Source organism: Photorhabdus laumondii subsp. laumondii (assembly GCF_003343245.1).
In the GTDB taxonomy this organism is placed as follows: Bacteria; Pseudomonadota; Gammaproteobacteria; order Enterobacterales; family Enterobacteriaceae; genus Photorhabdus; species Photorhabdus laumondii.
Genome location: NZ_CP024901.1, coordinates 2,697,594 through 2,720,277, shown reverse-complemented (window position 1 = coordinate 2,720,277; position 22,684 = coordinate 2,697,594). Strand labels below are relative to the sequence as shown.

At 42.7% G+C, this 22,684-nt stretch carries 20 protein-coding genes and 3 pseudogenes; 13 read left to right on the top strand and 10 right to left on the bottom strand.

What is annotated here, in order from left to right; translation table 11 throughout:
- Positions 1-34 precede the first annotated feature (34 nt).
- The 4 genes from PluTT01m_RS12005 to PluTT01m_RS11990 are packed head-to-tail and all read right to left on the bottom strand — an operon-like array spanning position 35 to position 6,821.
- The gene (locus PluTT01m_RS12005; RefSeq protein WP_228956863.1) at positions 35-1,879 is read right to left on the bottom strand and encodes an ABC transporter ATP-binding protein; all 1,845 of its coding nucleotides are present in this window, start codon (positions 1,877-1,879) and stop codon (positions 35-37) included.
- On the bottom strand, positions 1,782-3,581 hold the full coding sequence (locus tag PluTT01m_RS12000; RefSeq protein ID WP_041380081.1) for an ABC transporter ATP-binding protein: 1,800 nt from the start codon (positions 3,579-3,581) through the stop codon (positions 1,782-1,784). Before PluTT01m_RS12000 ends, PluTT01m_RS12005 begins: the two co-directional genes overlap by 98 nt.
- Positions 3,574-4,818, bottom strand: coding sequence for an MFS transporter (locus PluTT01m_RS11995; RefSeq protein WP_011146559.1), 1,245 nt, complete (start codon positions 4,816-4,818; stop codon positions 3,574-3,576). Before PluTT01m_RS11995 ends, PluTT01m_RS12000 begins: the two co-directional genes overlap by 8 nt.
- On the bottom strand, positions 4,815-6,821 hold the full coding sequence (locus PluTT01m_RS11990) for a TonB-dependent receptor (protein WP_011146558.1): 2,007 nt from the start codon (positions 6,819-6,821) through the stop codon (positions 4,815-4,817). The genes PluTT01m_RS11995 and PluTT01m_RS11990 overlap by 4 nt, the downstream gene beginning before the upstream one ends.
- A gap of 296 nt (positions 6,822-7,117) precedes the next feature.
- Between PluTT01m_RS11990 and PluTT01m_RS11985 the strand changes: the two genes are divergently transcribed.
- Together PluTT01m_RS11985 and PluTT01m_RS11980 are read left to right on the top strand one after the other, a co-directional pair.
- Positions 7,118-8,089, top strand: a complete 972-nt coding sequence (locus PluTT01m_RS11985) for a helix-turn-helix transcriptional regulator (protein WP_011146557.1) — start codon at positions 7,118-7,120, stop codon at positions 8,087-8,089.
- A 287-nt stretch (positions 8,090-8,376) separates the two neighbouring features.
- Positions 8,377-9,402, top strand: coding sequence for an IS630-like element ISPlu3 family transposase (locus PluTT01m_RS11980; protein WP_011146066.1), 1,026 nt, complete (start codon positions 8,377-8,379; stop codon positions 9,400-9,402).
- A 17-nt stretch (positions 9,403-9,419) separates the two neighbouring features.
- On the opposite strand, the gene PluTT01m_RS11975 is transcribed toward PluTT01m_RS11980, so the two are convergent.
- Positions 9,420-11,273, bottom strand: a complete 1,854-nt coding sequence (locus PluTT01m_RS11975) for a polyurethane esterase (RefSeq protein ID WP_011146556.1) — start codon at positions 11,271-11,273, stop codon at positions 9,420-9,422.
- Between the two features lie 694 nt (positions 11,274-11,967).
- Here PluTT01m_RS11975 and PluTT01m_RS11970 point away from each other — a divergent pair.
- Positions 11,968-12,057 (top strand): annotated as a pseudogene (locus PluTT01m_RS11970) (class A beta-lactamase); the annotation flags it as partial.
- Positions 12,058-12,227: 170 nt separating this feature from the next.
- Here PluTT01m_RS11970 and PluTT01m_RS27890 read toward each other — a convergent pair.
- Positions 12,228-12,368 (bottom strand): recombinase family protein, encoded by a 141-nt coding sequence (locus PluTT01m_RS27890; RefSeq protein ID WP_082302859.1) that lies wholly within the window; start codon positions 12,366-12,368, stop codon positions 12,228-12,230.
- A 97-nt stretch (positions 12,369-12,465) separates the two neighbouring features.
- On the opposite strand from PluTT01m_RS27890, the gene PluTT01m_RS11955 reads away from it, so the two are divergent.
- Together PluTT01m_RS11955 and PluTT01m_RS11950 are read left to right on the top strand one after the other, a co-directional pair.
- Positions 12,466-12,768 carry a type II toxin-antitoxin system RelE/ParE family toxin gene (locus PluTT01m_RS11955; RefSeq protein WP_011146555.1) on the top strand — a complete coding sequence of 101 codons (303 nt, stop codon included), beginning with the start codon at positions 12,466-12,468 and terminating at the stop codon, positions 12,766-12,768.
- Complete coding sequence (locus tag PluTT01m_RS11950) at positions 12,765-13,043, top strand: addiction module antidote protein (protein WP_011146554.1); 279 nt, start codon at positions 12,765-12,767, stop codon at positions 13,041-13,043. The genes PluTT01m_RS11955 and PluTT01m_RS11950 overlap by 4 nt, the downstream gene beginning before the upstream one ends.
- Before the next feature lie 36 nt (positions 13,044-13,079).
- On the opposite strand, the pseudogene PluTT01m_RS11945 reads toward PluTT01m_RS11950, so the two are convergent.
- The 3 genes and pseudogenes from PluTT01m_RS11945 to PluTT01m_RS11930 form a co-directional block, all read right to left on the bottom strand.
- Positions 13,080-13,256 (bottom strand): annotated as a pseudogene (locus PluTT01m_RS11945) (IS1595 family transposase); the annotation flags it as partial.
- A 224-nt stretch (positions 13,257-13,480) separates the two neighbouring features.
- The gene (locus PluTT01m_RS11935) at positions 13,481-13,771 is read right to left on the bottom strand and encodes a type II toxin-antitoxin system RelE/ParE family toxin (RefSeq protein ID WP_011146553.1); all 291 of its coding nucleotides are present in this window, start codon (positions 13,769-13,771) and stop codon (positions 13,481-13,483) included.
- Positions 13,759-14,031: a CopG family ribbon-helix-helix protein gene (locus tag PluTT01m_RS11930; protein WP_011146552.1), complete on the bottom strand. Its 273-nt coding sequence runs from the start codon at positions 14,029-14,031 to the stop codon at positions 13,759-13,761. Before PluTT01m_RS11930 ends, PluTT01m_RS11935 begins: the two co-directional genes overlap by 13 nt.
- Before the next feature lie 121 nt (positions 14,032-14,152).
- On the opposite strand from PluTT01m_RS11930, the pseudogene PluTT01m_RS27515 reads away from it, so the two are divergent.
- Together PluTT01m_RS27515 and PluTT01m_RS11920 are read left to right on the top strand one after the other, a co-directional pair.
- A pseudogene (locus PluTT01m_RS27515) lies at positions 14,153-14,260 on the top strand (VapC toxin family PIN domain ribonuclease); the annotation flags it as partial.
- A 415-nt stretch (positions 14,261-14,675) separates the two neighbouring features.
- Positions 14,676-15,551 carry a phage tail protein gene (locus PluTT01m_RS11920; RefSeq protein ID WP_011146551.1) on the top strand — a complete coding sequence of 292 codons (876 nt, stop codon included), beginning with the start codon at positions 14,676-14,678 and terminating at the stop codon, positions 15,549-15,551.
- A 244-nt stretch (positions 15,552-15,795) separates the two neighbouring features.
- Here the strand turns inward: PluTT01m_RS11920 and PluTT01m_RS11915 are convergent, their stop codons facing one another.
- The gene (locus PluTT01m_RS11915) at positions 15,796-16,050 is read right to left on the bottom strand and encodes a hypothetical protein (RefSeq protein WP_011146550.1); all 255 of its coding nucleotides are present in this window, start codon (positions 16,048-16,050) and stop codon (positions 15,796-15,798) included.
- Between the two features lie 724 nt (positions 16,051-16,774).
- On the opposite strand from PluTT01m_RS11915, the gene tssB reads away from it, so the two are divergent.
- From tssB to tssG, 6 genes are read left to right on the top strand one after another with little or no spacing between them, the layout of a single operon-like run.
- Entirely contained in the window at positions 16,775-17,326 is a 552-nt protein-coding gene (tssB, locus tag PluTT01m_RS11910) for a type VI secretion system contractile sheath small subunit (protein ID WP_011146549.1), read from the top strand.
- Between the two features lie 7 nt (positions 17,327-17,333).
- A complete protein-coding gene (tssC, locus tag PluTT01m_RS11905) occupies positions 17,334-18,815 on the top strand; it encodes a type VI secretion system contractile sheath large subunit (RefSeq protein ID WP_011146548.1) in 1,482 nt (493 codons plus the stop codon).
- A gap of 56 nt (positions 18,816-18,871) precedes the next feature.
- Entirely contained in the window at positions 18,872-19,366 is a 495-nt protein-coding gene (locus PluTT01m_RS11900; protein ID WP_011146547.1) for an Hcp family type VI secretion system effector, read from the top strand.
- 51 nt (positions 19,367-19,417) lie between these two features.
- Positions 19,418-19,861, top strand: coding sequence for a type VI secretion system baseplate subunit TssE (tssE, locus tag PluTT01m_RS11895; protein WP_011146546.1), 444 nt, complete (start codon positions 19,418-19,420; stop codon positions 19,859-19,861).
- A gap of 4 nt (positions 19,862-19,865) precedes the next feature.
- Complete coding sequence (gene tssF, locus PluTT01m_RS11890) at positions 19,866-21,677, top strand: type VI secretion system baseplate subunit TssF (protein ID WP_011146545.1); 1,812 nt, start codon at positions 19,866-19,868, stop codon at positions 21,675-21,677.
- A complete protein-coding gene (gene tssG / locus PluTT01m_RS11885; protein WP_011146544.1) occupies positions 21,668-22,678 on the top strand; it encodes a type VI secretion system baseplate subunit TssG in 1,011 nt (336 codons plus the stop codon). The genes tssF and tssG overlap by 10 nt, the downstream gene beginning before the upstream one ends.
- Positions 22,679-22,684: the final 6 nt, after the last annotated feature.

Below are 22,684 nucleotides of genomic sequence, written 5' to 3'. Positions count from 1 at the left end.
CCTATAAATAATAACGGTTACGAAGCGGTGGGGGTTACACCTTATTTGGCTTATTTGGATATAGATGCCAGTGCTCTTCTGAGCCGAGATGGTTTTCCCAAAGAGATTGATAAAGTGAACAACGCGCTAACAATTCGTCATGAGTGCCGCTATCACAAAGGGTTCCATGATCCATCACCAATATCTGGTCAGCGCGGGTTATCGTGCTCAGCCGATGAGCGATAACAAAAACTGTTTTATTCCGGGTAAGAGAATCAAACGCCTGTTGTATCAACTGTTCGTTTTCGGGATCGAGAGAAGCCGTCGCTTCGTCAAGGAATAAAACCGGAGATTGCTTTAAAATGGCACGGGCAATGGCAAGGCGCTGACGCTCGCCACCAGACAGCGTACCGCCATCCACGCCTAGCGGAGTATCGTATCCTTGTGGTAATGCCAAAATCGTATCGTGAATATTGGCAAGACGAGCTGCTTGTTCCAGTTCTAATTGGGTTGCATTGGGATCACCCAACCGGAGATTGTTAGCGACGGTATCCTGAAATAGTGCGGTTTCCTGAAATACCATAGTCACGGTGTCATACAATGCTTGGGTTTGGTAATGATGGATATCATTTCCACCCAGACGGATTTCTCCCTTATCCAGTTGATAGAAAGAGAGTAATAGATAAGCCAGTGTGGATTTCCCACTGCCACTGGGTCCGACAATAGCGGTCATACTGCCTTGCGGCGCATAAAACGACACATTTTGGATAGCGGGTTGATTGGTACCTGGATAGCTAAACGAAATGTCATTAACTTCAACATCATATTTGTCTGGCGCAGCTAGTGGCCCGGAAGCTTGCGTTGCAACGGCTTCTATCTCTGCAATATGGGTTTCACCTACTTGCGTTAAGGCCGTAATATTGAGTAAGGGGATGATCCCACGTAGAGGGGTAATCGTGGCAAACAACAACAGAATAGTGATAAGTATTTCTGAAAGTGTTAATGCTTCTGGTGAATTAAAACGCAGAGCACCAGCCAGAATGCCAACGACCACGCTGGTATCAATGATGATGTAAAACAGGCTCAGTAGCGGAATACTTCTGAATACCCCGCGGCGGAATGCGACACGTAATTGGTCGATTTCGCGGTCAAAACGCTGTTCTACCGTCGTGGTTGCTGCCGCAGCACGAATAAAGGACATACCTTGGGCGTACTCAACGATAGCTTCGGATACCTCAGCCATCATAGTGGCACGCAAGCGCAATATTTCATTCAGTTTTTTACGGATAGCTCCCAAGATGAACATTCCAACCATCAGCACTAATAATGCACTACCGGCAACCACCCAATCGAACCAGAATAAAGCTAAGTAGATGAGAGTCAGCATCATCACCTGACAAGCGATTTGCGGTGTGGTATAGGCTGACTGATTTTCCTGCCATTGCACATCTTCAGATAACGTCAACGCTATTTTTCCAGCGCTCAATCCCCGAATAGTGGCGACAGACATACTGACAAGGCGTTGTAGCAGAGAGCGACGAATTTCTATGCCTAAACCATAGGCGGCAATGGTGAGTTTACGTAATGCGCGAGCCATAAAAGTAAATCGCAGCAACAATAAAATAACCAGTAATCCCAAAGTGATAAGCGGCAACATAGGATTGTCACTTTCCCCTAGATGGGTAATAGCCCAGGCAGCAATAGCCAGTTGAGCCATAATCGCAACGGTATCAAACTGTTTATATAACAATCCCTTAAACCAAACTCTTTGTAGTTTTGGTGATAGATGTTGCTGGAGACGATTAAATAGCCCCATGATAATTTGCTCCTGTCCCGGTTTTTTCTCCCCGCCAAGCAGCCCACTGTCTGGCGTATGCACCTTGCTGTGCGGCCAGTTCATCATGGGTTCCTTGTTCGATAATCTGTCCTTTATCTAAAACCATTATTCGATCAAGATGACGGATAGTCGGTAGACGATGGGCAATGACAATCACAGTCTTATTGCGGCATAAGGCATTGAGTGCCTGTTGCATCTCTTTTTCACATTCTGGATCGGCATAGGCTGTAGCTTCGTCCAATACAAGAATTGGGGCGTTTTTCAGAATAGCGGCGGCAACGGCAATACGCTGTTTTTCACCTACCGATAAACTCACGCCACCGTTCAGTACGGTGTCGTAGCCTTGTGGTAATTGCTGAATAAATTGATGAGCTTGCGCTGCGGTAGCCGCCGTTTCAACTTCGGCCAGTGAGGCATTAGGACGGGCTAATCGTATGTTATTAGCCACCGTATCGTTGAACAGAAACACCCGCTGGAAAACAAAAGAGACGTTATTGCGTAGCGTCGGTTCATCCATATTACGGATATCAACACCGCCAATAGTCACCTGACCATGCTGAGGGTCCCAAAGACGTGCGATAAGACTCGCTACAGTAGATTTACCCGAACCACTGGCACCGACTAAAGCTAATGAACTGCCCGCCGGTATAGAAAATGAAATGTTATTTAATGCATTCCCCTGCTTATCTTGGTAGGAGAAACTGACATTGTGCAGGGCGACGCTGTGATCGGCGGGTGTTTGGCTTTGGGTGCAAGGCGCTAGTTCAGGTTGATTCATTAACCAACGATAACGTGTGATCAACGCCTCTTGCTGTTGCAAACGTGTCATCACAGCGAACATGGATGAGGCAATATTACCGAATGCCATTGCCGCCAAAATAAAGAAAGTCAATTCGAATAAAGTGATCTCTTGTCGGTTCAATAACCAGACCGCCAAAGGGAGGACAAACAACAGGTTAGCACTGGATAACACGAAAAACCGGCTGGATTTGACCTGCACTTTCTCAACCCAAACGTCAATAATCCGAGTCAGGGCAGTAAACGCTTTCTCAGCGCGTTGCAACGCAACCTTGCCGCCTGAATAGGTTTTGACCACAGGAATCGCATTAATAACTTCACCCATTGTTGAAGCAATACGGTTTTGGGCTGCATAAAAACGCTGAGTTGTCGTTTGAACTTTTATCTGAATATAGACAAATAACAAGCAGGCACCCAAAGTCGGCGCGAAGGCCGCCAAGGCTAACCGCCAATCAATGGCTAACATGACACTCAATGCGATCAATGGACCAAATAAGGTAGCAGACATCTCTGGAATGATATGAGCAATACCATCTTCAAGCTGTTCGACGTCATCTAGCATCATCTTTTTTATTTCAGTGCTGTCGGTCAGCATGAAAAAGCCCAAAGGTACAGACTTCAACTTACTGCTGATATTGCGGCGAACATCAGCTTGCACATCGGCAGCAACCAAATGAGCAAAAAACGTTGAACCACTAAAGGTCAACATAGCGGCAAACGTGAATCCCAATAACATAACGCCATAATTCAATAGCGTGTCATATTGCCCGTCATAGATAGATTGGGTGATGAGCCCGGCAACCGCCGCCGGCAATATTTGCAGGCCGGCGGAAAGAATGGCAAGTGCAATAGCAACGTAACTCAACGTGCGGTATGGGCGCATCATGTACCATAACTCTTTAATAACGCCGGCATCAGCCGCACGCTGCTCCGGCGAACTCTGAGCAGAAGTATCATGATTACGCATTCACGCTCTCCTTGTGGAAATTATGGAACTTACGCAATATCCAGAACAAGGCAATGAAAGTGAAGAGAAGTGCAAGAACGAAAAGGGCAGAATAGCCTGCTTTAGTAACAATCAATCCACCCAACACTGAACAGATAATTGCAATACCCATATCTGCGGATTGCATCAATGCAAAATCCACACCGGACTGAGCACCCGCGGCGAGCGACATCATCTGGGTATACAGCGCAACAAATTTGGCGGCAGTGATTAAGGTGATGAAAACATATGCGGCTGAAAGCAGGGATAACGGCGCTTCTGGTTGCCGGGCAAGCCAGAAAATACCGGCTAATACGATAGATTCAAGCAGTATGACAGACAGTAAAGTCTGGACAGCACCGAATTTACGTACAATGATGCCACCAAGCAGAACACCAGATAATCCAGCTAATGCACCACCACTGGCGGCAATGATACCAAGTTGAGTTAAATCCACACCGCGATCGATCAAAAACGGCGAAAGCATACCAAGTGAAAGGCGCGTACCGATCATACACAGCAATATCAAAACCAATGCTTGTCTAACCGGTGCCCGACGGAGTGCATTTTTGAGAGAAGGGGCAACCGGGGCTTTTAAAACCGTTGGTGCTTTTTCTACCTGTGTTTCGCGTAAAAATAGGGCAGGCAGTGACATCAATAGAATCACGATGGCTAATACCCCGGCACCAATGTGCCAACCATACAGTGAAACCAGGTATAGAAACAGACCGCTGCCAATGATAGAACCCAAATAACCGCCGCCAACTTGCATAACATTGCACCAAGGGCGATGTTTTGGTGATAACCGGTCAATAGCGTGACCATCGGTGGTGGTATCCACCACCGTCAGGCAAATGGTGATTAGAAATAGACCGACGATAATCAGCGGCATATGTTCGGCAGGTTTTGCCAGTGACATTGCACAAAAAAGCAAGGTAATTAACAGATTACCGCAAATCATGATACGACGGGGATTTGTATCCCCCGAACCCGATTTACGATAGCGCTCTATAATAGGTGCCCAAAGGAATTTGAATGCCCAAGGCAGCATCAACAAGTAGAGCAAGCCGATTTTATCCGGGGTTACGCCGTGGCTACGCAAAAACGCTGGCATACTTTGTAACGTTAACATGCCGATCGTACTTTGGAGGGTATAAACCCCTGCCAAAGTCAATAATAGCAACGATATATGGCGGGGATGGGAGATATTATGCGTCATAGTGAGATACTCACATCCAGCCCAACATTCAAGCCTTTATTGATCATACTGAGCGTATTTGGCCCCACGGTGAAACTTGAGACACGATACTTTTTATCGCCCAGATTTTCGCCATAGAGTTTTACATTCACCCCATGTGCCATTTCTAAACTTAATGATGCGTCATAGAGGGTGTATCCCCCCTGTTCAAGAGTATTCGCTTCATTAAAGTAGCTTTTTGAATAGTAGCGGGCACCGGCATTTAAATAGAGGTTACCGGGTAACAATGTTTGATCAATCAAGTAGTCAAAACTTGCATTAAGCATGACATCTGGCGCATAAGGCAGACGTTTATTGTCATAATTTATGCCATTCTCTGCATCGGTTGCATCAGTGAAGTTTGATTTGCCTACGCTTCCTCCAAGAGAAAATTTCAGCCCTTTCATTGGCTTAATCTGGCTACTCAACTCAATGCCTTTGCTCTCTGCTTTACCCACATTGCGTATAAACTGTGCACCGATCGGACCAACATAAATTTGTTTATCTTTCGAACGAATGTAGTAAACAGCGCTGTCTAATGTCACTGCATTATCAAAGAACGAGGTATGCCAGCCGAGCTCATAATTATCTGAGGTTTCAGTATTGTAGGGTTTGCTATCATTGGCGGAGGAGACAATGTTATTGAATCCACCGGGTTTGTACCCTTTAGTGGCAGAGAGATAGAAACGGGTATCTGGCGTCAATTGCCAACCCAATGCAGTCTTAGGTGTAAACTCCTTGCTGGAAACTTGGTTATCAAAAGCTTCGATTGCTGCCATGCCAGAACGGCCCGCATAGTCTATCTGCGATTTTTCATGGGACAAACGACCACCCAGAGTCAAATCCCACTGAGAAGCAAAGGGTAATTTCACCTCACCAAACAGTGCCAGCGATTTTCCTTTTATTGTGTTAGCCGCATCGCCATAGTAACCGGGATAACCACTGGTATGATGTTTATTCTTTTCATCTGAGAACCAGCCACCGAGAACAGTGGTAATCCCATTTGAGAAATTGGAGTTCAAACGCAGCTCTTGCGTAGTGGCATGATGTTTCTCTTTCCATTTACCACCAATGAAATCACGGTAAATATCGCGATCCTGATAAGAAGTCACACTGGTTAACACACTGTCGCCGAAATCATATTCAGCCTTGAATGCATAACTGTTAACCCGCCGGGTTAAATCAGGGATAGGGCCATCATATTCTTTCCGACGAAATTGTTCGTCGTTTAAATAGAGTTCTTCATGGGAATCGAGATCTTCATGAGCAAAGCTAAGTTCAGCACTGAACGAAGAATCTTCTGGCGCAAATGTCAGTTGCCCTCGACCGAGCCAGGTTTTGCTGGAATCAATATTTTTATCGCCACGATTTGGTGCATCAATTTGCCCAGGCTCTTTTACCCAACGCAGGCTGGTACTACCATAAAGGAGATCTTCAATAAGCGGTATTGATCCGCTGAAAGAACCACCTTGTTTCAACTTGGAGTAATTACCGGAAAGATTAAGCCAAGGGCCTTCTTGCGGCGAACGGGTGACGATATTAATAACACCCGCTTGTGCATTTCCGCCATATAAAGTCCCTTGCGGGCCACGTAATAGTTCGACACGTTCCACGTTGATTAATTCTTGTGTTAGGAATTGGTGATCCTGAGGAACACCATCGACATAAATTCGAACAGAAGGCGAGTAGAAATCCGGTGAACTAATACCGCGAATGGTGGTTGCTGAATAGGTTCTATTACCTCGTGAGCGGATTTGTAAACCAGGGAAAGCGCGCTCAAGATCTTGTACTTGAGTGATACCGGCCTGTACAAGTTCCTCGCCTGTTTTAACCAGAACGCTACCATCCACTTTATTTAACGCTTCTTCTCGTTTATTGGCCGTTACAATCAAAGCATCTTCTGTCGCGCCAGACGAATGTTCTGCCCATACCACAGGCGAAATTAAACAACATAAGACAGACGCCCTAGCGTATTTTTTTCTCATATAAATAACTCGTTATGCACTGTTTAAATCATGTTTTACGAAAATTAGGTGTGGTAAAACAAAAAACATAACGGGAGATTATCGATAGTCTTCCATCAGGGCTAACGGAATAGGGACAAAAGTAGCGCATTACGTACTATTGATAATGATTCTCATTAATGATAAATTGCGTTATATTTACAATCAGAATATATATACACAGTAAAAATATAATGTCTTTAATATGTAAAAAATACTGTTTTAAGTACGGAAACAATTTTTAACTAGCATCTAATGCTAATTCTACAGGGGGTCTCATGAAGACAATCTATAGTGAAAAATTAGAAGTTTTCACTGCTGATTATTGTAATTATTCACATGAGGATAAAAATAGTAAAAGTACACCTGTACTGATTGAGGAATTATCTGACGGCATTCACATAAACCGGCTACGCTTTGAACTCAACAAAGATGTCACAGAATATTGTGAAGGGCCGCCAACGGTGTCAATTGCGTTTATTTTAAACGGGAGAGGAAAAATGGCGATTGAAAACGGTGATGAATTAGATATTCATTCGGGAATGATGATATTTTTCTATTCACCTAAAATGACGCGAGGCATGAACTTCTTTGGCTGCGGATCATGGCATATACTCGACATTCGTTTTTCATTGAACGAAATTGCAGCTCAGGAATTGCCACCTTTTACTCAATTAGCGGCAGGTTTTGAAAAGAACGCCAGTTACAGTGATGTATTGATGATGGCATCTCCCATCTACCCACCATTTATGCAAATAGTGAACCAAATAGAAGAGTGCCAATTAAGTGGCAATGTAAGAAAGGTTTATTTAAAGGCAAAAGCGTTAGAAATACTCGCTTGTGTGGCGTCTCAAGTTTATGATTGCCAATATAATATGGTCAACGGGTTACAACGCCGCGCCGTTTATAATGCAATAAAAATAATTAACAGTGATTATCATTACCCTTGGACAATAAAATCATTATCAAGAGCGGTTGGTTTAAATGAACGGAAATTAAAAGAGGGATTTCGTGCGGTTGTTTTTCGCACTTTCCATCAATATCTGGAAAACGTCCGCATGACGACCGCAGAAGATTTATTGAAAAAAGGCATGAGTGTTATTGATGTTTCTACCGCAGTAGGTTACGCCAGTCCAAGCCATTTTTCTAAACGCTTCCGGCAACATTATTTGATCAATCCTAAAGCATGGCAGGCGAAATATGCCGTTAGTCACACTTTATTAACAGAAAATATCATGGTCGGAAAATAAATGAAAATCTCTGTTTTACCATGTTGACTATTTAGCTGACTCTAAAAAAAGATGGCCATTTTGACATGGCCACCCCATATAATTGGGGTATCGCATGATTTATACCCGTCATCTTTCAAGTTGCCTCTTTGTTGGCTGCGCTCACTCACCCCGGTCACATAGTTTGCTATGCTCCCGGGGATTCACTCCCTTGCCGTCGCGATCCATCTTGAAATCCATTGGGTATATATACCCGTAATCATTGAAGATGCTTGATTTTATCCGAAATGGAGATCATTATCCTCGCTATGAAAATATTTATTACATCAGAACAAAAAATCAAACTTGAACGTCTTCACGACACCACTCGTGATGGTCAGGTACGAGACAGAATAAAAGCGATCCTTCTGGCTTCTGAAGGGTGGAGTTCTGTGATGATAGCCCAGGCATTGCGACTCCATCAGACCACCGTTGACCGCCATATCAGTGATTACCTTAATCAAGGTAAACTTAAATCTGATAATGGAGGGTCTGATAGTTTGCTTTCCCGAGAACAAACTGATTTTTTAATCAATCACTTATCTCAACATCTTTTCCATCACACCCATGAAATCGTGGCCTATGTTGCTCAGCTCTGGAATATTACCTTTAGCATTCCCGGCATGAATAAATGGCTACACCGTCAGGGTTTTTCTTATAAAAAACCTTGTGGCGTCCCTCATAAATTCGACGCAGAAAAACAGCGACAATTTATTGAATATTATGAGAATCTTAAAGTCACAGCGAAAGACGAACCCATCCTTTTTCTTGATGCTGTTCACCCGACTCAAGGCACCAAACTCAGTTATGGCTGGATGCGAAAAGGCGAGAAAAAAACCGTCAAAACAACAGGAAGCCGGACTCGCCTGAATATATTGGGTGCCCTCAACCTGAATGCCATTGGTCGTACGGTGTTCCAGGAATATCAGACCATCAACGACTACAACATTTGCTGTTTTTTCAATGAAATAAGAAAGTCTTATCCTGACTATCATCAAAAAATTCACCTTATTGTGGATGGAGCGGGTTACAACAAAGCTCATCTTGTGAAGGAGTGGGCTTATGTTAGCAATATTGAGTTACATTACCTTCCTCCCTATAGTCCAAATTTAAACCCGATAGAACGATTATGGAAGGTCATGAATGAACAGGTTCGAAATAACCGTTATTTCGCGGATAAACATGAATTTCGAGACAACGTCTTCAAATTTTTCACCACAACGCTACCGGATATAGCGGACTCGCTGATGTCTAGAATTAACGACCATTTTCAGGTGCTAAAAACTGCATCTTGAAGTTTCTTGGGTATATGTTATGCCAATATTATGTTATCCACCGATAAGCTATCCATGCTGACGCCAACCAGAGTGACTGAGTTTTGCCCGAAGGTAAACACCAGATCATTATCCACCATAGAAGCATGATCCAGATAATTACTTTTATCACTGCTGCCTTCGGTACCCAAGAACACCAGTTTATCCGTCTTGTTGTAACCATAGATGATGTCTTGTCCAAAATCACCACTGAACAGGAAGGTATTGTTATTACCCTGACTTTTCAGAACATCATTACCTTCACCACCGACGAAGACATTATTGTTGCCGAAGCCGATCAACGTATCATCGCCATCCAGACCGAACAGCCAGCTACCGGAGGTTTTAGAAGTCAGAGTATCATTCCCATCGTTGCCTGTGACTGAATTGGCATATTTCGTCTTCAATCCGCTGTTGGAATACAAACCATCGGCCCTGACTTGAGAATCCACCTGTTTAGTCAAAAACAGCCAGGTACTTTCTTTACTTCTTATAGTGGAAATATCCGTAGCAATGGTGATACCGCCTTGTGCATCACGCATATACAATGTACCTGCCTGGTCATAGGCTATTTCTGCATTTTTTAGTGACTTCTGTAAGTCAAAGGTATTATGGCCTTTCCCGCCGGCAACAATGTTAAATCCGCCATCATCACGGAAGATATCATTGCCGTCGCGCCCTTCCAGATAATCATTTCCTTTACCACCTTTAATTAGGTCGTTGCCGTCGGTACCGATAATAAAAGTACTCCCCGTGTGTTTCTCAGCATTCCGGTTCAAATCCTGCACCCAGGTATTTTCACGGGTGACGTTGGAAAGATTACTGACAACAATAGTAGAGTCTTTATGAGTCAGATCGTAGAACGTTGAATCCATAATACGTTGCATGCCGCTCTGATAAAATGGCGTCACATGCGAAACCCAAGTTGACGGATTAGCAATAGAGAAGGGCAAGACATTCCACCAATCTGACGCATAATGATCGTTAAAATTAACAATATTATTTGTCGCCGAATCCCTTGGTACATCGTGAACACCCGGAGAGAATGAATCAACGCTAGTGCCGTTTAATACGCGGAATACGGGATCATTCTCGTATCCCACGTTCAGCACTTTGTTACCTTTCTCATACTGTGATGGCGAAGCGAAAGAGATATAATTCGACTGGGAGTAGAATCCCCCCCATTTTGTATCGCTAGACTCCGCCATACTATTCACAGCTAACCCACCCAAACTATGGCCGCTGACCAAAACGTCACTGCCCGTCAAACCATGAGCTTTGGCATAATTAGCGACATGGTCCAGCAGCCGACCGAAAGCGTTTGGCGCGTAGTCATTCGAATAGTCTTTCTTACCTAAAGCGACCAACACATTATTCATAATGTCGCCGAATGTATCGGTAATAATTGACTCTCGGGGACCACTCGTACCGCGAAACGCAATGCCAATAGAAATCAAATTACCATCAGCATCATATTTTCCCATTACCTCTGCCTGAGCAGTGGAATGACTTGATTTTTCGCCGAAAAAAGTACCGCGGGCATCCGTTTTGCCCTGATAACCTAACTCATCAGCACTGATAGTAAACCATCCTGCGTCATTGAGTTTATCTTGTGCTTGCTTTTCTGCGTCCGGATTCCAAGGCAATTTAGGTGTGATGCCCTGCGATGTCGTGCTGCCGAGAATTGCGGTCAACAACGTTAATGGCATCCCCAAACCAAAACCATAATTGTAATACCCCTCGGCAAATCCGCTACCCAGATTATGGTAAGCATACCCGGAGATAGTTTTTGCGTCGGAAAATAACTCTTTGGAAGTAGTGTCATCAAAGTCTTTGTACTGAAAAACACCCATGATGCATATCCTTATTAAGTTAAAATAAAGTTAAAAAAGTGTTCTAAAAGTATTAACTGACTAGGTAAGTATAGATTGACGGAGATCATTTAAAGAGTAATTATCTAAAAATTTATAAATTAGTGAGCCATAATGAAAATTTAATATTTTTACAAAACTTTAATTGAATAAATCAAGTTTATATGCTAAGCGGTCTCGCGAGTGAGAATAAACACGCTGACATATCTATTATCATCGTTGATAGTTTTCTAAAGTGACTAAATTAATGAAGAGCTATAGTCCATAACATTATAAAGAGAGATTGGTTAATTCCATTTAGTGCACATAAAATAAATATAAACATGTAAATTAAGAGAAAAAACTCTTATCGCTGATTCACTTAATTGGTTAGAAAAAGAAAATTAAAACCCGTTATTCTCTATAAATACCTTATTGATTAGAATAGATGTTTAATATAATTTCTTTAATAAGAAATTCACAAATACAATATATTGACTTTCTATTTAACAACGAACTTTATAATTACCATCGCATTAAATTAAAGATTATTTAACATTATATCGCAGATTAAACACAATACTTATAATGATAAAAATCGCCATAATAAAATTTTATTAAAAATAGTGCGACATTAATTTTTTCTCTCTATAATGCGTTTTTTTATTATCTATATTACGAGTTACGAGAACCAAATATGAAACATTCCCCGTTGCGGCGTTCGTTGTTATTAGCCGGTATCACCATTCCATTGGTCAACTTTGCTTTTCCGGCATGGGCTGGCAGCGGCCAGAGCAAGAGGACGTGAAGGCGGACGTTCTTTTAAACTCACAAAATCTCAGGTTCGCTTGCCACAAGCTTCCATGAAGAGTAGAGATTGTAGCGTATCTGAATTATGTGAAGAGCTTGGGATTAGCAGACAGACTCTTTATAAGTATGTAGGGCCAGATGGGGAACTCAGGGAACAATATTTTGATCTAGGACGACCAAATCGATATTCTCACTCTGAAAGCGACTGGCGATTTGCGATAAGTAATCCACTGAACGCGCGAGTCTGTCTAACTTTGTCACGATTAACGTATCTGATGTGGCACACAATAAAGGGGCATTTTCTGCCCCTTTATTGTGTCAGATATATTTGACGATAAGGAAATATGGCGTATACTTTAATTATCGAAGTATAAGGGGCAAAGGAATGATAACTGTATTAAGTACAGAAACATTTGATAACTGGATTGATGCCCTGAAAGACATCAGGGTAAAAACAAAGATTCAGGCACGAATTCGCAGACTGAAAAACGGTAATTCTGGCGATATAGAGCCAGTAGGGGAAGGGTTTTCAGAAATGCGGATTCATGAAGGTAAAGGCTACAGGGTTTATCTAAAAAATCACGGAAAAGTAATCGTTGTTTTGTTGTGTGGGGGAGATAAAAGTACACAGCAAAAAGATATAGCCAGAGCAAAAGCCATTTACAAAGAGATTGAGGGGGAGCTATGAAACTGAAAGAATATGATATTGCAGAACACTTAAACAGTGAAGAAGAAATGCAAATGTATCTTAATGAAATTATGGAAGATGGTGATCCGGCATTGGTACTGTCTGCGCTGGGTGATATTGCCAGAGCCAGAAACATGAGCCAGCTTTCAAGAGAGGTCGGTATGTCCAGAGAAGGGCTATATCATGCTCTTTCAGGAAAAGGTAATCCAACATTCAGCGCTATGATGAAAATAACAAAAGCGTTAGGGCTGAAACTTCATTTCACAGGGGCTTAATTGATCTGCACCCCAAAAGTTGGACGCTATACTTCAACTTTTGGGGCTCTTTAGCCAACGGGTAAGTTCCCCGGTCTTAAACCTAAACCCTTTCACAACGCTGAAACGCATGAACATAGGGTGGCCCTTTTCATTCATTGAAACTGCCGCAACGAAAGGGCATTTCCCTTTTGCCCCTCGCCCTCGGGGACCGTGCTGAGCCCCGCCCCAGTATGGCTGTGGCTCAGCGGTGTGCCCGGTTGCATATTCCAAATCCATGCTCAGAGCGTGATGCACTTATCGTCTCCACCGCGTTGGTTCATGGTATGACTGTCGTCACACGAAAAATACTAAATCCTTGGGTTTAAGGATGATGAAATATTTAAATATGCATGTTGGGTAGTAGGTATAAAACCGGTAGTGGTGATTATTTCTCATTAGCCGTCATCTGTCTGATTTTAATATCCGGCCTCTTTTTGATGCCGTACAGCAAAAATTGTTGCTGTTTCACCCTCAATCCGATACAAGGCGATATAGCCACTACTTCCAAAATCAATAAGCCATTCTCGGAATGCCGGATCCATATCGTCAGCAGGGCGTCCTGCTTCAGGCTGACGTGCCAGCATTTTCACGCCAGCACGTATTGTTTTAATAGCTCGACGAGCAGTGTCTTTGTCTTTTTTAGCAAGAAAACCATAGAGCCGCTGTATATCAGCGAGAGCAGGCGGAGACCAAATCAAACGTGGCATTCAGGTAACTCCGCATCTTCTCCTGCTTCGAGCTTAGCTAACCAGTCGTCCGCTTCTTCAAGCGTCAGGTGTAGTCCATTCTCTTGATACGCTTCCCAAGCACGCAATGCATCCTGTTTGAAAGATTCACGCTTTTCCTCGCGCTCTACATAGTCACGTATAGCTTCACGCATTATCCAATGAGCTGAACGATGTCGCACTTCTGCCAAATACTGGATCCGGCTTTTCAAGTTATCGTCAAGTTTTACTGAGGTTGCCATTTTCTTCCACCTAAATATTAGAAGGTAATACCTTTTAATACTATATCATGAAATCTCCGCTTTACTACTAGGTAAAAAAACCTCCGTTTTTCACTTGCGCTTGGCACGTTGGCTGAATTTGAACGTAATCTACGCCGCCACCGCGTTGGTTCATGGTATGACTGTCGTCACACGAAATGTGATTGATTTTGAATTGACCGGCGTGCCAATACTAAATCCTTGGGTTTAAGGATGATGAAATATTTAAATATGCATGCTTATATTAAATAAGAAATAAACATGCATATTGAGATATTTATTGAAAATAAAATCAAAGCAGAACATTGAAATATTATTTTACAAATTTGAAAAAACATTTACCAAATCATTGCCATCTATTTTTTATTTCCGTTATTATTCAAATAAAATCATTTTCATATTTTAACTTTATTGTCATATAGGTTTATTTTTCAGTGAAATAATAATTCACATGCATTATTTTTTATTTCATTCTTATACAAAAATAATCAATCCTGTAAGTTATAAAAATAATCCATTATTATTTTTTTGAACTAAACTATGATTATCTCCAATGGATAGAGTTATCTATACAATAATTCAATGTATTAATTACATAAGAAAATAATTTAATTTAAGAGGGATGTATGAGCCCAAAAAATGATTTTAAACCTTTTTCCATTAGAAATGATTCTAATATAGTGAGTCAAGAAAGATATGAAGCAGATAAGAGTTTGCAGGAAGGGTTTCCACCAGACAATATCTCTACGCATGTATTAAATAAGACATTACGCCAATCATCAACAATAGCCTCTGTGGTAGCTAATTTTATTGCGACACAATCTGGCGATGATGTTCTGGATGATGGTGATATAGATAAACTCACCACCCAACTAAATCGAGCATTAAAACAAATAGCCACTGATGGCAAAGTGCCTAATAGCCGGAAAATAAATGGTAAGGCGTTGACTGAGGATATTAATCTGAATGCGAGTGATGTGGGAGCATATACTAGAACAGAGGTATACACTCGGTCAGAAGTATACACCCGAGCAGAGGTGGATAGATTGATTAAGACAACCAGTGAGATTCCTGTTGGTGCTCCTATTCCTTGGCCATTGCCCCATCCACCTATCGGCTATTTCACTTGTAATGGTTCCGCTTTTAATAAATTACAGTACCCAAAGTTAGCAGAAGCTTATCCTGATGGCAGATTACCCGATTTAAGAGGCGAATTTATTCGTGGTTGGGATGATGGGCGCGGTGTGGATGCTAAGCGTGTAATTTTAACATCTCAAGAGGATGCCATTCAAAAAATTACGGGAACATTTACAACTATCAGAGCTGTTGTTATTAACGCCGCTGGAGCATTTTCACTTGGGGATAGTACACATAGAGGCAATACACTTGATGGGGGAGACTACGGAAGAGTGGTCAATTTCGATTCATCACTTGTCGCACGCGCAGCCACAGAAACCCGCCCTCGAAATATCGCCTTTAATTACATCGTAAAAGCGGAATAATAACACAAGAATATATCTTAGATACTGGAATCGCCATAGCCATATTAGTTATGAATAATATCATCGTTTATCATGACACCTGGCGCTAGCAAAATCATTTTCACGGATAATAAAAGCTCATCAGGTAAGATGAGCTTTTATTGCTTTCTAGACACGCTCGAAGTTTGGATTGAGCATCGTCATCATATTTGGAAAACCAGATGACAAGAATACAGTTCCTATGCTCTGAAAAAGTTTCAGTATGTTATCGATGAACAAATTCATCATCAGAACGAGGCGCTTCTCCACCTATCCGGAATAGGGTATCCCGGAATGCTTTTATATCAGCAGCTTTGGCACGGTCTGAAAAAAATTGCTCAGTTTCCAGAGCAGAAATTTTTTCCGCAACTGCGATAGCAATAAACTGGTTAACGCTGGTACGATCACGCTTTGCCACTCTGGTGACTTCCTCTCTTAGAGATTTCGGTAATCGCAATGGATAGGTTGATGTTTCACTCATTTCTCACTCTCCTAATGGCAATGGCCGGTGTCATAACCTCAATATTAAACGTTCCAAACACAGTACCATAATAACCACCTCATGCAATCCCTGAAAATCAAAGAGTTCGCTTAAAGTTAATGGTTAATATAAATCAGGTTGATATTTCATTAGCGACAAACTTAATTAGCTTAAAAAAACAAAATCAAATATCAATAAAGCGCTGTTTTTAATCAGCGCTTTTATCTAATAAAAACTTGCAAAGTATTTTATTTTCTTTCTACGACTCATCCAAGATTAAATCAAACTCTAATTCCATCTATATTTCTACTTTTCTGACTCGTCAGATTCTGACTATTAAAAACGGCGATATAAAAAATAAGACAAGTATGAAAATGCATTTTTACCACAATGTACCTTATCGATTTTTTACCATAAATACAATTAGTTACAGAATAATATAAAATCCAAAACATTATGTTTCACTCTACGGCTATTGCATTAAGTCAATATCCGTGAGAATTTATTCCCCGCCGAAATACGGTGGGTTTTGAATATCATTAAATGTGTCACAGCATATTAACTTACTATCAATAACGTTAATTGATCTCTTCATCTATTTCTCATCTTAATTCGGCTACTTACTGTCTATCTCATAATACTTACTGAAATAGACCATTAATCAGGTTTGGTGCGGTTTAACGTAAGTTTGCACTTCCTGTCATATATAAAGGTAAAAGGTGCCATGAATACTCAACGTAAGCTTGATAAAGTCAGACCGCCCCGAGTTCAGATTACTTATGATGTTGAATTAGGTGGCGCGGTCGAGAAAAAAGAATTGCCTTTGGTTATTGGCGTTATTGGGCAATTTGCTGAGCAATCTATTCCCATGCGTGAACGTCGTTTTATGCAGGTTGATAAAGATAATTTTAATGCAGTGATGGAAGGTTTATCACCTTCATTGGAATTACAGGTTGAAAGTGCGCTGCCGGGTCAGAGCGGATTTATGAATGTCGATTTGCAATTTAAATCAATGGCTGACTTTACCCCAGAGAATTTGGCGAAACAGATAGAACCGCTTCGTCATTTATTAGAGGTACGCGGCAAACTCAGTGATTTGAAAGGCCGTGCATTGAGCAATGAAAAATTGCGTGACCGTCTGGCGGAAATTCTAGCTGAACATGCGGATAAATTACCGCAAGCAAATGAAGAAGCAGAAACCGCTGCCATAGAAAATAGAGCAGATGACGTCACCCCGGAAAATAGCAATATCCCGGAAAATAACAATGCACAGTGAGGGCAGTATGGAACAGAGCGTTGTTGAACAACAAGAATTGAAAACGACGGAAACAAGTGGTGATTTTCTTGATCAAATTATTGATAACACCCAAGCCATTCGTCGAGAAGCCGATCGTGATCGGGTAAAAAGCCAGCTCGACCAGTTTCTGGCCGAAGTCACCTCCGGTTCACTGGTGGTTTCCGGCGATTTGGTAAACAGCATTGACGAACGTATCGCCGCGATTGATGCGCTGATGTCCGCTCAACTGAGTCTGGTATTACATCACCCGGAATTTCAGCGTCTGGAATCTTCTTGGGTAGGGCTTAAAGGATTACTTGACCAAAGCGAAACGGATAATACCCAAATCCGCATGTTGAACGCGACGAAAACCGATTTGATTAAAGATTTTAAATCGGCATCGGATTTCGATCAGTCAATGCTGTTTAAAAATGTGTATGAATATGAATACGGTACCTTTGGTGGTGAACCTTATTCCGCATTTGTCGGTGATTTTGACTTTGATAACAGCCCGGAAGATCTCTACTTACTGGAGCAGATTTCTCATGTGGCCGCAGCCGCCCATGCGCCGTTTATCAGTTCAGTCAACGCGGGCATGTTGGGGCTGAATGATTTTGGTGAACTACCACGTCCACGTGATTTATCCAAACTGCTTGCAACATCCGATTATCTGCGTTGGAAACGCTTCCGGGAATCTGATGACTCTCGTTATGTCGGCTTGACGTTACCACGAGTAATTGGCCGTTTGCCTTATGGGGCAAAAACCATCCCGGTTGAACAATTCTGCTTCGAAGAGCAGGTAAAAGAAGGGGATAGCGGTAGTTATCTGTGGATTAACGCCGCCTATGCACTGGCAGGCCGTATGGTGGCTGCATTTGAACAGTATGGTTGGTGTGCTGCGATCCGTGGTGTAGAAGGCGGAGGATTGGTCGAAGCATTGCCAGCGTATCACTATACCTCTGTGTCCGGTGAAAATGTGCTGCAATGCCCGACTGAGGTGGCTATCTCTGATCGCCGCGAAAAAGAGTTAGCAGAATTAGGGTTCATTCCTCTGGTTTATTATAAAGGAACTGACTATGCCGCATTTTTTTCGGTACAGTCACCAAATAAGCCGAGAAAATATAATTCTGACCTGGCAAATGCCAACGCAAAATTATCAACCCAATTGCAATATATTATGACAACATCTCGTTTCGCCCATTATTTGAAAATGATTGTGCGTGACAAAGTGGGCAGTTTTATGTCCCGCGGAGAATGTCAATCTTATCTGCAAAACTGGATCAACCAATATATTGTTGGCTCTGATACCGTTGGTGCGGAAATAAAAGCGAGTCACCCATTACGGGAGGCAAGAGTTGATGTTGTTGAAGTTCCTGGATCACCGGGAACATATCGGGCTGTAGCCTATTTAAGGCCGCATTTCCAATTAGAAGGATTAAGTATGTCTTTACGGTTGGTTGCTGATTTACCGCCATCATCGGCTGCCTGATTTTTCTATTTATTAATATTTATCCTATTTATTACAACTAACTGGAGTAGTTAATTATGAGTTCTTCAATCTTTTTACAAATTGATGGTATTAAAGGTGAAAGTACCGACAGCAAACATAAAGAGTGGATTGAGCTGGAACATGTCAATTTTGGTCTATTTAACCATGCACGTATTGCAGACAGCGGTAAACGTAAAATTACCGTTGGTGCAGCAGATTTCCGTACCATTGACTGTGTGAAGGTGATGGATTCCAGTTCTATTGGCTTACTGTCTGCTGTGGCGCAAGGTACCGCGATTAAGAAAGTGAAACTGGAAATCTGCACGATTTTCAAAGGCGAAATGCATCCTTATGCGGAAGTGGAAATGGACGAATGTATTATCTCTGACGTTCATGAAACCTGTTCACGTGGCGGTGAATTCCCACAAGAACAGATTTCTATCGCCTATTCCAAAATTAAATGGACATTTACACCACTCAAAGAAGACGGAACTAAAGGAACTAAGGTGGGACCGGAAGGTTGGGATCTTATCGAGAACAAAAAACAATAACAATTACCGTTTACTGTCGGCCTTTGGCCGACAGTTTCTAGCCGGAAAAATATGATGACTCAGCCTTCATTTCTTCATCGCCTGAAAGATGATTATCCACAAGATGAAAAACAGGGTGTCGCACTTATCTGGTCACGTCAGGAAGTTGTCCAAAGCCTGATTTCTGATTTAAGTATGTTATTTTCATCAAGACCGATTTCTGAAATTTCCCCTTTATTTGGTGAGTTGCCGAAATCAGTTTTAAATTATGGCGTTCCCGATGTCATTAATGTGGATATTTCCGATGATGAACGTATTGATGCACTTAGCAATAATATTTACCAAGCTATTTCCTGGTTCGAACCCCGTTTGAAAAATGTCGTTATTACATTACAAAAAAATACGCCAGAAAATATCATTTTCTGGGTGAGTGGAATTTTCCTCGACGAACAAGTGGTGTTTTCTATCTCATGGAACAGTACCGCATATACCTATTCAATTTCATGGGATAAATAACAAAATGATGTTATTACCACAAAAAATACTGACTTATTACAACCGGGAATTGAGTTATTTAAGACAATATGGCGCTGCTTTCTCGCAGCGTTTTCCTAAAATTGCTAAACGTCTTGGGTTCGCAGAAGGTGTTTCAGAAGATCCGCATGTAGAACGTCTGGTGGAATCTTTTGCATTTCTGACAGCAAAAATCCACCAGCGGATTGATGAAGATATGCCGGAACTGAGCAACGCCATGTTAGAGGTATTAGCGCCACAGTTTCTACGTCAGGTACCGTCGGTATCGTTGGTGCAGTTTCAACAGGACCTGTTAACATCCGGTGTGACCGGAATGATGACGGTAGCGCGGCATACTCCGTTGATTTCTCAACCGGTAGGTGATGTGACATGTCGTTTCCGCACGGTATATCCGCTGGAGATGTTGCCATTGGATTTAACGCATGCAGAACTAATACCAGACCCTTACGATCGGGATTTCATCTTAACGCTGAATTTTACCTTGTGGCCGGGTGCCAGCTTTCAGGCACAACATATCCGGTTGTACTTACATGGCGCGCCAATGCTGACCCATAGCTTGTATGAATTGTTGTCGGCCCAAGTTAAGCAACTGGAATGTCGGTTAGGCGAGCGTACATTCAACCTGAATCGCCGAGGTGTTCAGGTGGTGGGCTTTGATCCGCAAGATAACTTATGTGCCGATGATCCATTGATAAATCCGGTTCACCACTTGTTTCGTGATTATTTCAGTTTCCCAGAAAAATTCTTATTCTTGGATATTCCACTACCGGATGCTGGTTTGATTACCCGTTCATTAGGTGAGCTGCAATACCGTTTTCGGCTTAAGGATTGTGTCGCATTGCGCCGCATTGAACGTATGAGTGATAAAGTCAGCAACGAAACCTTCCGGCTAAATTGCGTGCCGATAATTAATCTGTTTCCTCATCATGCGGAACCCATTATTCCACTGGAAACAGAGCATGAATATCTGGTTCAACCGGATGCGCGTCGCCCACAAAGTATGGAAGTCTATACCATTGATCAGGTCGAAATTGTCAGCCGTCAGCAGGAACAATTAAGTTCCAAACCGGTGCCGTCATTATTTGGTATTGGGCATACGCAATCTGACGAACAGTTCTCATTGTTTTGGCAGGCAACGCCACGTCCCTCACTCAGACATAACGATCTTGGGATGAATATGTTCATCGGTTTTTCTGATAGCAGTGGCGAACATCTGAAACCCGAAACCGATGTGGTGATCTTGAGTCTGACCTGTACTAATCGCGATATACCGCGGCAATTAAGCAACGGTCATCCTGATGGGGATTTCGAATCAGAAAGCGCGTTGCCAGGGGTAAAAATTCTGGGATTGATCCGTCCCCGATTGCCGGTACGTCCACAACCCAATAGTGCATTGAACTGGCGGTTGGTATCGCAACTCAATTTGAACCAAATGCTACTGAGTGGTCCGCAAGGAGTTCAATGTTTAAAAGAGACGCTAGAACTCTACAACCTGCTTGGCGATCCAGCCATATCGCGGTTGATTGCACAATTACAGCAGATTGCGATTGCGCCAGTAAGTGCACGCTTGAATCCCGCCGATCCCTATTCTCTGGCGCGTGGGCTGGAGGTGACATTAACATTTCAGGCACAAGCCGGGGAATTTGTTGATTTTTACCTGTTTTGCAGCTTGTTAGAACGTTTTATCGCAATGTATACACCGATTAACAGCTTCACGCAGACCGTAACACAGTTAGAGACGATTAATAATAGTACCCGCCGTTGGCCACGTCGCAGTGGGAGGCTGACATGGCTATAGAAAATAAAATGCGTTTAGTTGGCGGCCGTTTTTATCAAAATGTACGTCGTCTGCTTAAACGTTGTCGCCAGCGTGAAGAAACGGCAATCATCCCTGATGATGTGGTGCAATTCAGTTCGGTACTGACATTAGATGCGCCGGAAAGGGAAGTCGAGTCGCTATTACCACCGCAAGAGGGGGATGAACAGTATCGCATGGCGGTACATCACTTTGGTCTATTAGGCACCCTTGGCGCATTACCATTGCGTTATACCGAATGGTTGATTGACAGGCGTTACCGCTATGGTGACGAATCAGCTCAGGCGTTTATTGATATTTTTACTCATCGTCTGCTTAGCCTGCGTTTTCAGGCATGGCAGAAATACCGGTTATATATTAATACCGAGTTACAAAACCATGCCGAGTTACAAAACCATGCCGAGCTACAAAACCATGCGGAATGGCAAAATTATCGGGCTTTACCGGCAGTCATTCCAGCAGTTGCCGGCCAATTGATGGCGGACACCACACAGCGTTCTCATCCCGCCTGTGTCGGGTTGCTGGCAACACCGGTCCGCTCAATGGTGAATTTGCAGCAGCTATTGCAGCGGGAATTGGGTATGGCAGTCAGCATCCAGCCCTTTAAAGGGCGCTGGCAATATGCTGAACAGGCACACTGTTGCTGTTTAGGTCGCAGTTTGTTAGGCGATAACCCGATGTTGGGTCGCGCTTATTGGGATATTCAATCAGGATTTCATATTCAGTTGGGGCCGTTTGCCGCTCGGCAACGAGCCGCCTTTATGCCGGGAAATGAACAATATCGCAAACTGACACAATGGGTGTGGCAATTTGCCGGACCGCTGCTCTCCTTTTCACTGGAATTGTTGGTACAGCATAGCGGGCAAGGCAATATATTAAATGGCAGCCGCCAATTGGGGTGGGATGGTTGTTTGGGCGATACCGGCGAAAGCAATATTCAGCGTCTCTATTTGGCTGAATGTACAGGTCCCTACGCAAATTAAACCAAA